We start from the raw sequence: 15,470 nt of genomic DNA on the forward strand, positions 1-15,470 counted from the left end.
TCAGGGCTCGATGCCTGTGGCGGTGATCAGCACCGGGTAGTGCTTGATGCCCAGGCGGTGTGCCAGGTCGTCGCCCGAGGCCGGGGACAGCACCAGACCCGGCGCGAGGCGGCGCAGCGCGGCCAGTGCCTCGGGTGTTGCGACATTGACCACTAGGCCCACGGCGCGCTGCGCTTGCAGCTCCACGCGCCGCTGCTTGAGCCAGGCGCGCGAGCGGTCGTCGTCACCGACCAGGAACAGCGGCGTCAGGCCCGGCGCGCGGATCACGCGGCGCGGCTCGTCGCCCGGTGTGAGCCGCGCCGACCGCACGGGCAACATGGCCGCCTCGGCTTTGGCAGGACTGCCGATGCGGGGTACTGGTTGCAGCGTGGTCGGTTGGCCTGGCTGCGTATCCTGCGGGTTCAAGGCCCGGTAGTACGGCAGCGCCGAGGTGCCGCCCTTGTCCTCGACCACGATCAGCGGCGGGGAACTGCTCTTGGTGGCGGGGCCGCGATCCTGCGCGTCGGCGGTGGCGGCCAGCAGCGCCGCGGTCGCGGCAAGGAGGATGCGGTTCATGGCATGGAACTCCGGGCAGAGGGAAGTGAAGCGCCCGGCCCGAGCACGCGGGTCAGGTGCTGGTGGACGCTGCGGCGGTAGCGGGCGGCCGGCGCACCGCCTGCGGGGCGGTGGTAGCGGCCGATGGCGACCAGCCAGTCCTCGCCCGGCGTGTGCTGCTCTTGCAGGATTTCCGCGGCGATGGCGAGGTTGCGGTAGGGGTCGAGCAGATCGCAGGGATGCGCGTAGCGGTGCGCGTGGTAGCCGAGGTTGACCTGACCGAGACCGGCGTCGATGCGATTGGCCGGCGTGCGTGCCAGCGCCCGGCGGATGCCTGCGCAGGCATCGGCGCGTGTCGCGTAGCGTTCGGCGCGGCCGGCGACGTTGAGCGTCCACGGCCAGGGGATCAGCCGGCCGCGCAGCCGTGCGCCGCTCTCTTGCAGCGCCAACGCGTAGAGCACCGGCGATGGCACGCCCGCCTGCTGGGCGGCGAGCTGGTAGGCCGGTGGTGGCACTTCTTGGCCGAAGGCGATGGCGGCATGGGCGCTGAGGCCGAGGACCAGGGCCGCGCAGCCCGCGCGGTGGGTTACTGCCGCTGCCATTGGCCGTTGACCTCGCGCACCACGGCGGGCAGATCGCCGGGCAGGCCAAGCGACAGCCAGCGCCCGGCGTCATGGTTGAGCGTGATGGCGCGCGAGCGCACGCGGCCGGCGTCGATGCCAGCCTGCGTCGCCCATTGGCGGATGCGGGCGTCGTCCTGGCGGCTACCGACCATGTAGAGATCGAAGGCGGTGCCGGCCGCCTGCAACTGGCGCGCGCGCTGCTCGCACGGCGGACACTCGGCCTTCACGAAAACCGCCAGCCGGCCCGAACCCCGGTTGCCGGCGCCCGGCGCCTTCGCACCCGGCATGTCCACGCGCTGCTGGCCCGGATAGAGCCGCTTCCAGGCGGCGTCGTAGGCCCGCTGGTAGGCCAGCGTCTTGCCCACGCGCTTCGATTCCGCCTGAACCTGCAGCTCGGCATAGCGGTTGCGTTCCTCGTCGCTGCGCGCTTCGATGCCCAGGGCAGTGAGCGGATCGAGGTTCGGGGAATAGATGCCCAGCGGTCCCTGCATCAGTTGCCGGTAGCGCGCCCATTCCTCCGGCCGCAGGCCCCAATCGCGCGCCAGGCGCTCGTCCAGAGCGGCGTCAGCGCTGTTCTGGACCTGGGCGGGAACCGTGCGCGAGGACGCAACCGGCGCCGACTGCGCCGAGGCAGCACCCGCGACGACAGTGAGGATGGCGGCAAGACCGATCGCGACTGGTTTCATGGCCGGCTCCTACGGCAGCACGATGCGCTGCGTTTGGCCGTCGACGCGGAACACGGCGGCGTGCGCCTCGATGACCTGCAATTGCCAGGCGCCGATGGCATCGCCTTCGCGCAGCAGTCGCAATTCGCGCACGGCGGCCACGCCCGGCGCCGCGATCGACAGGAAGCGCTCGCCGCCGCGCAGTTCCAGGCCTGCGACGCTGAACGGCGGCTCCGGCGCCTTGGGCTTAACCGCCTCGGCGGTGCGCCGGGGCGCCGCGACAGGTGTAGCGGCTTTCTTCAGGCGGGCCTCGATGTCGCCCATGCGGGCCTGCAGCGCCTGCAGGTTGCCGGCACGGTTGTCCGCGGTTTGGGCCTGCTCCACTTGCGACAGCCGTTCGTCAAGCGCCTTGCGGGCGGCCTCGAAGTCCGGCTGGGTGACGGGTTTGGGCTGGCTCTTCGAGGCTGCGGACTGCTGTTCGAGTTCAGCGACGCGCGTGTTGAGTGCCTGCATGTGGGCATCCTGGGCACTGGCCTGGCTTTGCTCGCTCAGGCGCGACAGGCCCACGCTGTTGACCACGGCCAGCACGCTCACGAGCAGCAGCCAGGCGGCCGCAGCGATCTTCAGCCAGCGCGCGCGGTCGGCGCCTTCGGTGGGAAGTTGCGGGATGTTCATGGTTGGGCCTCCTGGGGCTGCGCGGGTTCGGCTTCCGTCGTGCCGGGTGCGGGGACGGCGGCGACGCGGCCAGCGGAGCGCGCTGCCGTCACGCGCGTGAAGCACACCGCGCGCGAAGCGTCATCGACGGACAGTTCCCAGGCCGGGCCGGCGAGTGCCAGCAGGGCATCGCGCAGCGACAGCGGCCCGAGCCGCAGATGCGCCGCCGGCAGCGGCAGCGTGTACAGCGCCGCAGCCTCAGTCGTGTCGCAGAGCCGGTAGCCGGTGCGCAGCAGCACGTGCCGCAGGGCATCGCCGACGTTCGCATCGAAGGTCGGCGGAATCGAAACCTCGATCACCTGTCGCGTCAGGTCGCGCTGCGCCGGTTCCGACACCAGCTCGACCAGCGTGTAGCGCCCATAGCGGGCGACCGGGATCAGGGTCGGCTCGGGTTCCGGGTAGATGACCCTGGCCGACAAGACCGGCTCGGGCGGCACGGCGGTGGCCGTCGGGGCATTCGCCGCGCCGGTGGCGGCGCAGCCGGTGATGAGCATGCAGCCGGTGAGCAAGGCGGGCACAACCAGGCCATGGGCGACGCAGGTGAGTGATTGCATGGTGCAGTTCCCTGGAACACGGAGCCCTCACCATCGCCGCCGCAGAGCGTTCGGGCAGCAAACAAAGGGAACTGGCATGCGCCCGACTTCATGGCGTGGCGCAGTGGCGCAGAAAAAAGAAGCCGGCGCCCCAAAGGGCAGCCGGCATGGGTGGGTGGATCAGGCCGCGACGAGCTGCCGGGCCAGTGCCACCTCGACGGAATCACCGTCCTGATTCAGCACATCCAGTCCCGATTCGGGCACGTCTCCCGACGTGCTTTGCGAGACCATGATCTTCCGTGCCATCAGCCCCAGGCAGGTCATCTGCGAGGAAGCCGCGTAGCCGAGGTAGATCACGCGAACCGGCTGCTTCTGGCCAATGCGCCACGAGCGCCGGGCCGCCTGCTGCAGGCTGTAGACGTTGTAGCCCGACTGCATGAACACGATCGTCGGGAACTCCAACAGGTCCAGTCCCGTCTTGACCAGCTCGGGATTGGTGATGAGCACATCGATGCCGCGGTCCAACTGCTCGGCGATCCAGTCCTCGCGGCGGGAGGCATCCACGCTCGCGCGCAGCACCGCCACCTTGAAGCCTTCCTGCTCCAGCAGCACCTTCAGGCGCGACGTGGTGTCGCGCGTGCCGGTGTAGACCGAATAGACCAGCGTCTTGCGACCCGCAGCCTTCTCCTGCTTGCAGATCTCGATCAGCTCGCGCTCCTTGGGCATCACCTCCAGCTCGTTGAACTGAGCCGGAACGAAGGCCAAGGTCTGGCGCGTGCGCGGGTGCACCACCGTCTCTGACCGGAAGCAGCAATCCGGCCAGGCCAGCAGCACGTTGAGGACCACACCGAGCAGCGTCGTGTCGCGTTTCGCCAGCGCCTGCTTCAGCGCTGTGGTCAGCCGGCCCGACAGGTCTCGATAGGCCGCGGCCTGCGCCGTGTCCATCGCCACCTCGCGGAACTCCTCGTCGTAGGACGGCAGCACATTGCCGCCGATGTCCTTCAACTTGAGGAAGACCGTGAACGGCAGCACGCAACGCAGCACGCCTTTCGGGCCGAAGCCCGGCGCCTTGACCGTGCGCACCGAGACCTTGTTGCCCTTGGCCGTCTTGTGCGCCGTGCCCGTGCTCTCGGAATAGATGTCCTTGAGGACGCCGTGATCGCGCATAAACGCCATCGCGGCCGAGGTCATGCTGCCGCTCTTGGTCGGGCGGTAGCCGTCTTCGATCATTCGTCCCGGCAGGGCTCGGAACAGCAGGTGGAAAAGATCGTCGCCGTAGCCGCCCATCAGCGTGCCGGTGAGCAGCAAGGTCTTGCGCGCCTTCGCTGCGAGCACGCCCATGGCCTGGCCCTGGGCACTGCCACCGTTCTTGTACTCGTGCGCCTCGTCGGCGATGAGCAGGTCGAACGTGCCTTGCGGCAGGTAGCGTTTGATGAACTCGGACGGCTGGTAGCCGCCCTCGCCGAAGCCGAACTCCATGTTCGCCATCGCCCGCTCCATGCGGTGCGCCTGGCGATCCGAGAAGACCAGCTCGCCGTTGCCATCCATGAGGTTGATGAACTCGTGGATGTTGTCGCCGAGCATCGACGCCAGGAAGGAGTCGCCGAACTTGCGCATCAGCTTCTGCGCGGTGACTTCCCCGATGGTCGGGATGCGCTGCAAGGCTTTGAAGACGGCCGTGGACTGGTCGCTGGCGGACAGGCTCCTGGGTCGCATCAGCGTCCACAGCGGTGCGGCGCAATGGCTGCACCGGCGGCGGTAGTCCTCGGCTTCGAGTTCGACCGGGTTGATCGGCTCGCCGTCGAGGTTGGTGATGACCTGGCCGCAGTCCGGGCATGCGCCCACATCGCCGTGTCGCGTGCGCCGCACGTTGAAGACCTGGCCGCGCGCCTGCACGCCCAACTGCTCGCGCAGCTTGATGAGCTTGACCAGCGTGTCCGGGCCGTTGAGCACCCAGACCTTTGCACCGGCCACCGTCTCCTGGATTTCGCGGCGCCACTTGTAGACCAGGTGGGGCGGCGATAGCACCAGGGTGCGGCGGTAGCCTTCGGCGTGCAGCACGGCGGCCGTGGCGATGCCGACGGTCGTCTTGCCGCATCCCATCTCGCCATTGACGATCGCGGCGCGTTCGCCACGATCGGCCAGCAGTTCGGTGACGGCATGCACCACCTCGGCCTGCGCCTGGAACAGCTTGCGCTTGAGACTGGCCAGCACGAGCTGGCGATGCGGTCGGGCTTGGCCGGTGTAGACGGGTGGATTGGCGCGGTTGAGCGAATCCAGTAGCTCGTCGCCGAACTCGGCGACGAAATCCTGAAGGCTCAAGGCCAAGGGAGAAGCGGCCGCTTCGAGCAGGTCGCCCTGGGCGGGCGTGCCGTCGGCAGCGGGAACAACGTCGGTATCGAGGGACATGGTGATGCTCCAAAGAAGATGGGGCATGCACCTCCCCCTGCGGGGGCGATGGCATGCCCCGGGGTGGGAAGAGAAGAACGGCGCGAAGCCGCAGTGGAAGAACAGATCGACGGCGAACCGTCAGGGAACAGCGATCAGCGGATGGTCAACACCTCGCCGCAGGTCGGCGAGCCTGGTGTCATGTCCCAGGCACGGATGACCGGCACGAACTTGTCGGTCAGGATGCGCGTCTCGGCCACGGAGCCGTCGTCGCGTTCGGTGTATTCCGTCTGCAGCGTCTTCTCCTTGTGGGTGTCGCCCTTGACGACGAGCACGCGGCCCGTCTTGGACTTCACCACGCCGGAGATCGCGCCAGCAGCAAGCGCCAAGGCAAGATGCCAGTGCGACAAGGCCCGCGCCGGAGGCCGCAGCGATTGCTGCGCGGCGCCCAGGTGCGTATCGAGCGTCGGCCAGAGCCCTTGCAGCCGGCCGACTTCCTCGGCGAACTGCTCGGGTTCCATCGTTACGCGGTAGAAGTGCTCCGGCTCGGCCGGGCTGGCAGGCACCGTGTAGGGCAGGAACGGCCATTCGACCGGCAGCTCCTCGGCTTCGGCGTCGCCTTGCCCGATCTGCAGCAGCAGCGCGCGCGTGGCCTTGACCGAATCCGATGCTTGGTCGCGCTGACGAATACGGCGGCCGAAGATCACCACCTGCTTGAACTGCGCTTCCACCGCGCGGTAGATGCGCAGATCGGCGAAGTGCCGGGTCAGCCATCCGACCAGCTCGGCGTCGAGCACGTAGTGCGGCACGATGTAGATCAGCACGCCGCCGTATTGCAGCAGCGGCAGCGCCTTCTGATAGAACAGCTTTTCGAACCGGGCGCGGCCCTGGCCCTGGTAGCCGACATTGCCGTTGGTGTCCTTGGACAGGTCGCCATACGGCGGGTTGAGCCACAGCAGGCCGAAGCTCTGCCGGCTGATCAGCGTGTCCATCAGGTCGCCGTGGATGCAGCGATCGACCAGTTGCCGGGCATGGCGTGCACGCTCGGCCTCGTACTCGACGGCAAAGGCCTGGACCTGCTCGCGCCCGAGGGCGTGCGCGGCTTCGGCGATCGCCACGCCTTCGCCGGCGCAGGGATCGATGATGCACAGCGGCCCGTTCGAGGATTCGGCGGGCGCCAGCGCGGCGAGTGCTCTTTCGAGCGTGGGTTCATCCGTGGGGAAGTACCCGTTCTTGACGAAGTTGCGGGCGAGCCGCGGGAACATGAGGGCCATGGCAATCTCCTGGCATTAGGGATGAAGGGATGCGGACATACGCGCGTGCATGTCCGGTGAAGGAACCTCAAGCCACCGCTTCGAGCGGTTGCGCCGAGGGGATACGGCTGGCGGGCGTGCCGGCGACGAGCGCGCCGCTGCGGATCAGGCCGCCCAGCACCTGGGTCAGCGTCGGCACGTCGATGGCGAGCCGATGGCCTTCCAGAGCCCCGAGGGCGAACGGCAGGCGCGTCAGCATCGACTTCGCCTGCAGCAGTTCCAGCACGGGTTCGCGCCAGGGATCGAGAAGCGGCAGCGGGCAGGTGTCCCGCACCAGCTTCCACAGCCGGTCGAGCCGGTGCGTGGAATCGCGAGGCAGGAGCGCCAGCGCGCTGGCGTTGGCCTTGTCGGGCTTGACGCAGCGCCGGTCGAACAGCCAGATGTTGGTCAGCGAGCCGAACAGCGTGCGCCGGTAGGCGCGTGCGCTGCGCTTTTCCAGGTTATCGACGTTGCCGACGAATACCGGGATGCTCGCGCCCTGCTCGGTGATGACGTGGAGCTGATCCAGTCCCTGTTCGTCCCGGCCCAGGGTGAGGCGAGCCAGGAATTCCTGGACGGCGGTGTCGCGCGCCCAGAGGGAGATGAAGACCAGGTTGCCGTTCTCGTCACCGACGACGCCATCGGCCATCAGGTCGGGGCATTCGTCGATGCGATAGAGCGTCTTGGGGGAAGAAGGTGCAGGCATGGTGATGTCCTCGAAGTGAGCGGAGACAGCACCACCCGCGAGGGCAGTCACTGCCCCAGGGGGATGGAAGAAAACGCGGTGAGCGTCGTGGCGAAGAATCAGACCGTGCGTCGCAACGCACCGTAGCCTTGAAGGTCTGGGCTACCTGGGCATGTTGTCGGCAGCGCCGACGGACATGAGCGTAGCCTGCGCCCAGGCGGGTGGTTTACGGCAGCGAAAATCCGCCGCGCAGCGCACCCCTGTTTGCCTGAGACTCACCCACCAAAGAAAAAAGCGGACCATGCCGCATGGACACGATCCGCTTGTGGGTCAGGCTTTGAGCTGGCGCAAGCCATCCGCGAGCAGCCACAGCGCCCGGTTGAGCCGGACGTTCTGGTCGATGCCCTGAACGGGGCGCGTGCGCTGCTGGCGCCCGTTGGCGGCGCGGCCGGCCAGGCCGCCTTTGACCAGGTTCTCCTGGATTCGGTTGAAGACCGACCACAGATCGGCGCAGTTGTCGTCGAAGCGACGGGGCCGCAGGATCTGGGTCTCTGTGATGGGCAATGCCTTGCCCGAATCGTCGTACTTGAGGGTCAGCGCCGATCTGGCGAAGACTTCGGCCTCGCCGTCGTCGAGCGTGATGACACGCATGGCGTCGCGCGAGTCCTGCACCCTCTCGAAGCCGTGCAGCACCTCGTAGGCGCCTTCGATCACGTGATCGGTGACGTTGCCCTTGTGAGGTACGCGCACGTCGGCGAAGGTGTCGCCGCACACCAGCCCGTTCTGGCAGACGAAGCGGAACATGCCCGCCAGCATCTGGTAGCTGCTGGTGCCGTCGTGCGAATTAAGCAGGATGATCTCGTTCGCCTCGGCGCTGTTGATCTGACTGGCGTGGCGAAGGCGCAGCATGTGCTTGGTGTAGTCGCGGCGATCCTCGTGTCGCACGCGGGTCTGGCACACCATGAACGGCTGGAAACCTTCCTTGCGCAGTTCGGTCAGCACAGCCGCCGTGGGGATGTAGCTGTACCGTTCGGAGCGGCTTTCGTGCGGGGTGTCCGCAAAGATAGAAGGGGCCACGATGCGAATCTGCTCATCCGACAGCGGGTGACTTGAGCGCAGCACTGGCGAGCGATAAGCGAAGCGGGATGCAAGTTGCATGACGATCTCCTTGGGAAAAAGAGACCGGAGCCCCGCCCCACCGGGGAGGAACCCCGGTGGGTGGTGGAATGCCGCGCATGGCGGCGGTGGGAATCAGACCCTGGCGAGGTGCCAGTCCTGGGACAGCGGAGCGAACTCGTAGCCAAGATCACCGAGGCGGTCGCGCTGCTGACGCAGTACACGCCGATCCACGGTGGCATCGAGCTTGACGACATCGCCCAGCGGCCAGAGCGCGCCGAACAGGGCCGCGTCGCCGTCGTCGTCCGCATTGGCCGAAGCATCGGCAGACGCAATAGCCGGTTCGCTGCCGAACGGCGTGGTATCGACCAGCGGGTCGCGCGAGCTGCGTGCCTTCTTCCGGCCGGCCGCCTTGGGGGCGGTGGTCGGCGTCGGCGTGGCGGTCTGCGCTTCCTCGTCGATCGGATCGACTTCCTGCGGACTCAGCCGGCTGGCGTCGTCGCGGCTCAGGGCGTCGATGGCCGACAAGGTCATGCCGCCCAGCAAGGCGCGGATCTCGATGACCATGCGGCCGTTGGCGGTGTACGTGGACGGGCGGATTTCCGCGATGGCGAAATCGCCCTCGTACTTGCCTTCGGCGTACTGATCGAGTTCGGCGTTCTTCACGACGAACTCGCCGATGGAGGTCGCGAGGCGGCCGACGTTGAAGTCGCCGTTGCGACCGTGGATGGTCTTGATGGCCAATTGGCCTGGAATGGTGATCATGAAGAACTCCTGCGGACGAAGCTGCGAACACGCACACGGCCGTCATGGCGACGGCGCGCATGCGCACGCGAGTGGGAGAAGACAAGGCCCCGAGGAACGGGGCCTTGCGGATCAGAACGACTCGGCAACTTCCAATGCGGGGGCATCGACAGCGGCTTCGTCGGCAGCTTCGGCGGCGGGCCGGGCGGGCTCGGACGCAGCGGCTTGCGGCTCGGCGGATGTCGCGGGGACATCCGTGTTGCGCGCGTCGCGTTCGTCACGGTCGTCGGCATCGGTCGGCTTGGGCTCGGCCTTGTAGACGAGCTTGCCATCGACCTTGATCCAACTGACAAACAGCAGGCGGGCCTTGAGGCTCACCCCCTGCTCGCCGGCACGCTTGCCCTTGGAGTAGGTGAAGGTGTCGGTCCACAGGTCGCCCAGGCGGAAGCCGATCATCACCTTCTTCTCGGCATCGACCGCTTGGATGCAGCGGCGCACCAGGTGCTGCGCTTCGGAGCCCGAGACGCGCGTATCGAAACGCACGTAGGCAACGTCATCGCTGGGGCCGTTGAGGGCCGCAATGTCGCAGGCCAGGAACGTATCGCCTTTCTTGGGCTTCACTTCGCGGATGCGATTGAGATACCCGAGGCCGGTGATGTGCAGGTCGAAGAAGGACTTTTCGGTGGAAATGGTCATGGTGAATCTCCTGAGAACAAAGAGGCGGAGACACACCCGACCCAAGGCGGGGAAGGTGTGGAACCCCCGCGTGGGTTGAAGGAACAGCTTGGGTGGCATCACCATCGGGAGAACCGATGGCCGTTCGCGCTGGGATGCCGGAGCGAACTGGTTGATCAACGCGGTCGGAACCGCGTCGCAGTCTTGAAGATCGAGACTGCCTGGGCATGCTGCTGACGGGTGTCAGCGGAACATGGCGGCAGCGTGGCGCCAGACGCGCGCCCGCGCGAGCGGTAATCGGCATCTGCGGCTGTCCGCATTGGCGCCGAGCGCCAGGCTCGCCTCTACGGCGCCTCCCACAGCAGCTTGGGCACGCGCAGCGCCTCGGGCGTGTCCCGCCGCGGCCGGCGCGCACGGTTACAGTTGCCGCCGCCGCGCTGTCCGACCAGGCGCCAGCCGGCCGCCCGCAGGCTGGCGCCGCCCTCGGCCGGCAGCGTGTAGGTGATCAGGCGCGTGTAGCCCAGCGTGCGTGCCGCGCGGCCAGCAGCCGCATAGAGCTTGCTGCAGGCATTGGCCGTGCCATCGGTGCACAGCCGCGTGACTTCGAGCGTCCAGCCGTCATCGAGGTGCCGCGCCACCGGGCGGCCCGCGATCACCACGCCGACGATGCGGCTTGGCATCGCATCGCCGTCGCCCAGCGTGACCGCCAGGCTGAACTTGCCGCCTTGCACAGGACGGTGATGCCGGTGGTGTTCTTGCACGAAGGCGTTGGCCGCGCGCAGCGACAGCGGCCTCACGGCGAACCGCGGCGGCACGGCCCGCGCGTCAGTCGCCGCAGAAGCAGGCCATGGGTTCTTCGGCGGCATCGAACAGGTCGCGCTGGTCGGCCGCAAAGCGCGCCAGGTCGGCGTAGCTCGGACCATCGTTGCGGAAGCGCGCGCCGCTGGGGCGGCTGGCGAGGTTCAGCGACTCCATGCGTATCCACCACACCGCGGCCTCGGGTCTGGACTTGATGAGTGCCAGACGCTGGCCGCGGGATTTGAGGAAACACAGGTCGCAGTTGCCTTCGAGCGTGCGGCCGTTGACGGTGAGCAGCTCCAGGTCGAAGGGCTGCGCCTGCCAGAAGGCGGACACGTCGCGCACGGTCACGCCGGCCTCGGCCAGCGGCATGCACATGGTTTCGTGGGTAGATTCGGTGGAATGGCCGCGCGCCCTGATCTTGGCGACGCGCCGCTGTTCGTCCGCGCGGATGCCGATGAACTGGTCCCAATCAGTCCAGCCCTGCCGCCGCAGGAAGCGGTGCATTGTCCTGATCTTCAGGGCACTGGTGCAGCCACGAGCCACGGGATTCGGCAGGTACTGCCGCTTGCGGATCAGCGCCTCGAAAGGTTCCCCCTTACGGCTGGCGGTATCGAAGTCCACCACCGCGAAGCCCGGTTCTGTCGGCCGGTATTCAAGCCAGTGGATGGGCACCTGCCAATGCTTGGCGCAGCCGCGCACAAAGTGCAGCGTGGCTTCGACCTCCTTGCCGGTGTTGGCGAAGCAGACCACCGTGTCGGCCGGCAAGCCGCCATTGGCCTGCAGCACGCGCCAGAGCATGTACGCGCTGGTGCGCCCGCCGCTGAAACTGATGCAGGTGGGGGATTCGATTCGGAACGGGTCGCGCATACGGGCTGTCTCCAGTCGGTGGCCCCGGCGGATGCCGGTGGGCGGCCCCGATCGGGGCTGGAGACAAGCGCGTGCGCGCGGCTGCGGCCGTGGCACAAAAGAAGAAGCCTCCGTGAGGAGGCTTGAAGGGCTGGCGGTCAGTGGCCGGACTGTGCCGGCGGCACCACCTGCAACGACAGGTGTGTAGCGGTGGCCGAGACTTCGAGGTCATCCTCGCTGTGCAGAAGCCGCGCGAACACGCCATCGTGCAAATCGAAGAACTCGCCGAAGTCGTCGCCGCCGAACTCGGCGCGCGCCAGTTCCCACCAGTCGTCGAACGGATCGGCGTCCGGGTTACAGCCAACGGCGTAGGCGATGGTCTTGCGTCGCCCATCGGGCCGACGCTCGCCGCATTCGGCCATGAAATAGACGCCCTGGTCCTTGACCAGGATGACGCGGCACTGGTTGGCCAGCGCCTCGGTCAGCACGGGCCGCAAATCGGCGGCCTTGAATCGAACAGTCATGGAAGTGATCTCCAGCGGATGCAAGAAGAAGGCTTCCCGCCGCGAGGACGGGAAGCCGCATGGGGACGCAGAGGGGTCAGTGCGAGACCGGCTTGCTGCCAGACAGGCGCTGCACGCGGATGAGGCGCCAGGTGCCGTCGTCGATCAGCCGCTCCAGCGTCTGGCCCAGCGTGTCGAAGAACACTTCATCGACCCGTTCCGCCAGCTCGCCGTCGCGGCGCAGCTCCACCGCGTAGAGGTCGAGGCCGCGCTCGTACAGCACCGTGACCTGCCCCTGGAACTTCGCCGAAGCGACCGTGAAGCTGATGGCCGGCGGCGTGGCGATGATGTTGCTGGGGCTCGGATCGACCACCGTGAAGTCCCGCGCGCCGGCATCCACCAGCAGGTGGGTGACGCGCCGGAAGCCATCGGGTGCGGGCAACTGCTCCAGTTGATGGATCAGTTCCTGCAGCTCGGGGCACTGCGGCGCGGGGATCGGCAGCTTGGCCGGCGCGGAGCCCAGGATGAGCCGCTTCACCGTGTAAGGCTGGCCGCCGGCGGTGAACTCGGTGCTTTCCTCGGGCGTGTCCGCGCGCAGGCCGTCGAAACGGCGTCGCGCATAGGGCTCGACCTGCACCTTGACGCCTTCGTCGGGCACCTCGGTAACGAGCGCCTTGTCGAGCACCGCGAACTCGGCCCGCCGCGTCTTGACGACGATGGCCTCGTCGGTGGTGGCGATGACCTTGCCCTCGAAAGGCTTGGGATCGATGTGGAAGCCCAGCGTCGAAACCTTGGGCTGGCCGTCGAAGATGTTGAACTTGAAGCTGCGGACGTTGGAAGGCACGTGGCCGTGAACCAGCGTCGGCATCTGTGCGCGGATGGCTTGGGTATCCATTGGGAGACTCCTTGTGGCAATCCAAGGAACTCCCGCCCGCAAGGGAGGTGTGTCCCTTGGGGGTGAGGTGGATGGACGCGACATGCGCCCCGGGGAAGGAAAAACAACCAGCGCGGCGAACCGCACCGCAGCCTCGAAGGTCTCGACTGCCTGGGCATGCTTGCCGGCAACGCCAGCGAACATGCGATTAGCGTGCGGCAGACGCAGGCCAGCGTCGCGAGGGAATCGGCACTGCGCCGCCACCGACTTCTCCCAAAAAAAACGAGCCCCGCGTGGAGGCTCGTAAGGTGGTGTCATTCGTCGTAGATCGGCAGTCCGTCCAGCACCTGCGCATCGGCATCGAAGACCAGCATGCGCACGTCGGCGAGTGCGGCCAGGTGCAGCACATGCACGAGGGATTCCGGCATGCCCTTCCTGCGGTGCTCCTGCATCAGCCGCCTGGCCGTGATGCCTTCGACCGCGCGCAGGTTGTCATCCGTCCAGGGCGTGGCGATCAGCTTCACGCCGATCGCCGGGCTGTACGGGATGCGGAAAGCGATGAACAGGAACAGCGTCGGCGTGGCGATGTCCGCCAGCTCGGCGAGGAAGCGATGCGCCTCGGCGTCGAGGTGCCCGCTGCTGATCTCCCAGCACCGGCTGTAGAAGCCAGTTTCATAGCGTAGGCGCCGCACGACTTCCCGGGCCGCCTCGTCGGAGTAGGTGTCGCCGACGTGCAGCGGCTTGCCTTCTTCCTGGGCCATGACGGCGTAGACCACGTTGCGGGCGAGCCCGTGGCTGCGGCATTGCGCCTCCAGTTCATCGGGGACCGCCTGGTCCTCGGTGATCAGCACGAAGTCGTCCGAGAAGATGCAGGTCCGCCGTTCGACCTGGCCGTCCGGCAGATGCGACTGCGAGGGATGCAACGGCAGGTAGGTCAGCGGGCAGTCGTCGTCATAGGAGATAGCGAGCAGCCGCTGGATGGACAGGCCGTCGTAGCCGCGGACAAAGGGATTGTTGTTGGTGTAGGACATGGGATTTCTCCAGCAGGGGATGGCCGAGGCAATCCCCTGCTGGGGATTGAACCCCAGCGGGTGGATAAAGTGGTAGCCGGTCAGCCGGCAGCGACGGAGGACGGGTCGGTGAGCAGGCGGTCAGCAACGGTTCTGCGCAGGCGTGCGCGAACCTGGTCGTCGGTGATGGCCGCCAGAAGCGCCAGCGTTTCGTTGGCAATTCGGTTGGCCGCCGCCGCAAGGTCGCCGGCCAGGATTGCGGTGCGCAATTCCTCGCCGAGTTGCAGCGCATGCGTGGATTCGCTCGATACCGTCAGCTCGTGGCTGATGAAGCAACCATGACCGCCGAACTCGAAAAGCCGTGGGCGGCTGCAACGCCAGCATTCTTCGAGCTGGATGGCGACCAGGTGATGGCCGTCGTCGAAGCACGTGGCGATCAGGAACAGCGCGTTGAGGTCTGCGCTGCCCTCAAACGGGTGGTGCTCGATGAGATTGGCGAGGTCTTGGTTCTGGTCGGCGCCGAAGCGCGGAGCGATCAGGTCGATAAGGGCAGGCATCGACAGTTCGGCGTCACGGTCTTCGCCATCCTCGCCTTCGGCGTCGTCCGGTGCGGGCAGATCGAACTGAGCGGCCAGCGTCAGCAGACCGTCGAGCACGTCGCTCCATTGCGGATCGTTGATCTCGGCGAGGCGAGCGATATAAGCCTTCCCGTTGCCGGGATAGCTCGCATCGAGGCGAAAGGCGCCGAACAACGCGGAGATGACCGGCGTCACCCGGTCGAGAATGAGGACGCCGGTGGCGTCGGAGTAGGTGTTGGCCATGAAGGACTCCTTGCGATGAAAGGCGCGGAGCCCTCGCCCCTGGCGGACGAAGGCATCCGCAGGGACATCCCGAGGCCGCAAGGGCTCCGGGTGGAAGGAGGGACATGGCCCCTGGCGGGACGCATGTCCCTCGTGGGGTCGGAAGAAAAGAACGTCGGTGCGCCGCAGCGCGGCTCACCAGCCGTTGTAGTTGAGCGTCAGGTCGGCGATGACCTTGCGCCGTTCCAGATCGAGGCCGCCCAGGTCGGACAGACCCTCGAAGCCGCAACGCTTGAGCATCGCGCCGCCCTCGTGGGCGTTGTAGAAGCTCACCATCGCGGACAGGAACATCCGCTGGCCGCTGCTCAGGACGCCGAGGGCGTCGTTGAGCATCAGCAGCTTGGGCCGCAGATCCCACTTGGTGGTGGCACGCTGCAGGCCCTCGCGGGTGCCGTCGCCGAACCATTCGGCACCGGCGATGCGTGCACCGCGCTTCCACGCCTCGAAGAAGGCTTGGGGCGCGGCGACGAAGTGCTGGTGTTCCAGCTCGATCTGATCAAGTACCTCTTGAGGCAGGGCACGGTTCATGACATGGGCTCCAGGTGTTTGGAATCACGGGTTGAGGCGCTGCTGCCAGCGGCCCGTTTTCAGGGCGTGGTCGGCGGCG

At 67.3% G+C, this 15,470-nt stretch carries 18 protein-coding genes; all 18 read right to left on the reverse strand.

What is annotated here, in order from left to right; genetic code table 11:
• The 18 genes from ACILR4_RS14695 to ACILR4_RS14780 all read right to left on the reverse strand — a co-directional run bounded on the left by ACILR4_RS14695 (position 1) and on the right by ACILR4_RS14780 (position 15,391).
• Positions 1-555, reverse strand: a complete 555-nt coding sequence (locus tag ACILR4_RS14695) for an integrating conjugative element protein (RefSeq protein ID WP_298432656.1) — start codon at positions 553-555, stop codon at positions 1-3.
• Positions 552-1,136, reverse strand: coding sequence for a transglycosylase SLT domain-containing protein (locus tag ACILR4_RS14700; protein ID WP_298432654.1), 585 nt, complete (start codon positions 1,134-1,136; stop codon positions 552-554). Before ACILR4_RS14700 ends, ACILR4_RS14695 begins: the two co-directional genes overlap by 4 nt.
• Positions 1,121-1,843 carry a TIGR03759 family integrating conjugative element protein gene (locus ACILR4_RS14705; protein ID WP_298432652.1) on the reverse strand — a complete coding sequence of 241 codons (723 nt, stop codon included), beginning with the start codon at positions 1,841-1,843 and terminating at the stop codon, positions 1,121-1,123. The genes ACILR4_RS14700 and ACILR4_RS14705 overlap by 16 nt, the downstream gene beginning before the upstream one ends.
• A gap of 9 nt (positions 1,844-1,852) precedes the next feature.
• Positions 1,853-2,497, reverse strand: a complete 645-nt coding sequence (locus ACILR4_RS14710) for a hypothetical protein (protein ID WP_298432649.1) — start codon at positions 2,495-2,497, stop codon at positions 1,853-1,855.
• Complete coding sequence (locus tag ACILR4_RS14715) at positions 2,494-3,090, reverse strand: PilL N-terminal domain-containing protein (protein ID WP_298432646.1); 597 nt, start codon at positions 3,088-3,090, stop codon at positions 2,494-2,496. The genes ACILR4_RS14710 and ACILR4_RS14715 overlap by 4 nt, the downstream gene beginning before the upstream one ends.
• 159 nt (positions 3,091-3,249) lie before the next feature.
• Positions 3,250-5,478 (reverse strand): DEAD/DEAH box helicase family protein, encoded by a 2,229-nt coding sequence (locus ACILR4_RS14720; protein ID WP_395701602.1) that lies wholly within the window; start codon positions 5,476-5,478, stop codon positions 3,250-3,252.
• A 134-nt stretch (positions 5,479-5,612) separates the two neighbouring features.
• Positions 5,613-6,731 (reverse strand): DUF6094 domain-containing protein, encoded by a 1,119-nt coding sequence (locus ACILR4_RS14725; RefSeq protein WP_395701603.1) that lies wholly within the window; start codon positions 6,729-6,731, stop codon positions 5,613-5,615.
• A 67-nt stretch (positions 6,732-6,798) separates the two neighbouring features.
• Positions 6,799-7,455, reverse strand: a complete 657-nt coding sequence (locus ACILR4_RS14730; protein WP_298428987.1) for a hypothetical protein — start codon at positions 7,453-7,455, stop codon at positions 6,799-6,801.
• A gap of 309 nt (positions 7,456-7,764) precedes the next feature.
• Complete coding sequence (locus tag ACILR4_RS14735) at positions 7,765-8,592, reverse strand: DUF932 domain-containing protein (protein ID WP_395701604.1); 828 nt, start codon at positions 8,590-8,592, stop codon at positions 7,765-7,767.
• 93 nt (positions 8,593-8,685) lie between these two features.
• Positions 8,686-9,315 (reverse strand): DUF3275 family protein, encoded by a 630-nt coding sequence (locus ACILR4_RS14740; RefSeq protein ID WP_395701605.1) that lies wholly within the window; start codon positions 9,313-9,315, stop codon positions 8,686-8,688.
• Positions 9,316-9,426: 111 nt separating this feature from the next.
• The gene (locus tag ACILR4_RS14745; RefSeq protein WP_395701606.1) at positions 9,427-9,990 is read right to left on the reverse strand and encodes an STY4534 family ICE replication protein; all 564 of its coding nucleotides are present in this window, start codon (positions 9,988-9,990) and stop codon (positions 9,427-9,429) included.
• 323 nt (positions 9,991-10,313) lie between these two features.
• On the reverse strand, positions 10,314-10,835 hold the full coding sequence (locus ACILR4_RS14750; RefSeq protein WP_395701607.1) for an XF1762 family protein: 522 nt from the start codon (positions 10,833-10,835) through the stop codon (positions 10,314-10,316).
• Entirely contained in the window at positions 10,795-11,637 is an 843-nt protein-coding gene (locus tag ACILR4_RS14755; protein WP_298437852.1) for a phosphoadenosine phosphosulfate reductase family protein, read from the reverse strand. The genes ACILR4_RS14750 and ACILR4_RS14755 overlap by 41 nt, the downstream gene beginning before the upstream one ends.
• Positions 11,638-11,774: 137 nt before the next feature.
• Positions 11,775-12,140 carry a DUF3085 domain-containing protein gene (locus tag ACILR4_RS14760; RefSeq protein WP_298437849.1) on the reverse strand — a complete coding sequence of 122 codons (366 nt, stop codon included), beginning with the start codon at positions 12,138-12,140 and terminating at the stop codon, positions 11,775-11,777.
• Between the two features lie 76 nt (positions 12,141-12,216).
• Complete coding sequence (locus ACILR4_RS14765; RefSeq protein WP_298437844.1) at positions 12,217-13,014, reverse strand: GTPase; 798 nt, start codon at positions 13,012-13,014, stop codon at positions 12,217-12,219.
• Between the two features lie 293 nt (positions 13,015-13,307).
• Positions 13,308-14,024: an ABC transporter substrate-binding protein gene (locus ACILR4_RS14770; RefSeq protein WP_298437841.1), complete on the reverse strand. Its 717-nt coding sequence runs from the start codon at positions 14,022-14,024 to the stop codon at positions 13,308-13,310.
• Positions 14,025-14,104: 80 nt separating this feature from the next.
• Positions 14,105-14,824, reverse strand: a complete 720-nt coding sequence (locus ACILR4_RS14775; protein WP_298437839.1) for a hypothetical protein — start codon at positions 14,822-14,824, stop codon at positions 14,105-14,107.
• 174 nt (positions 14,825-14,998) lie between these two features.
• Positions 14,999-15,391: a hypothetical protein gene (locus ACILR4_RS14780; RefSeq protein ID WP_395701608.1), complete on the reverse strand. Its 393-nt coding sequence runs from the start codon at positions 15,389-15,391 to the stop codon at positions 14,999-15,001.
• Positions 15,392-15,470: the final 79 nt, after the last annotated feature.

The sequence above is a fragment of the Aquabacterium sp. genome, assembly GCF_044226965.1.
In the GTDB taxonomy this organism is placed as follows: domain Bacteria; phylum Pseudomonadota; class Gammaproteobacteria; order Burkholderiales; family Burkholderiaceae_C; genus Pseudaquabacterium.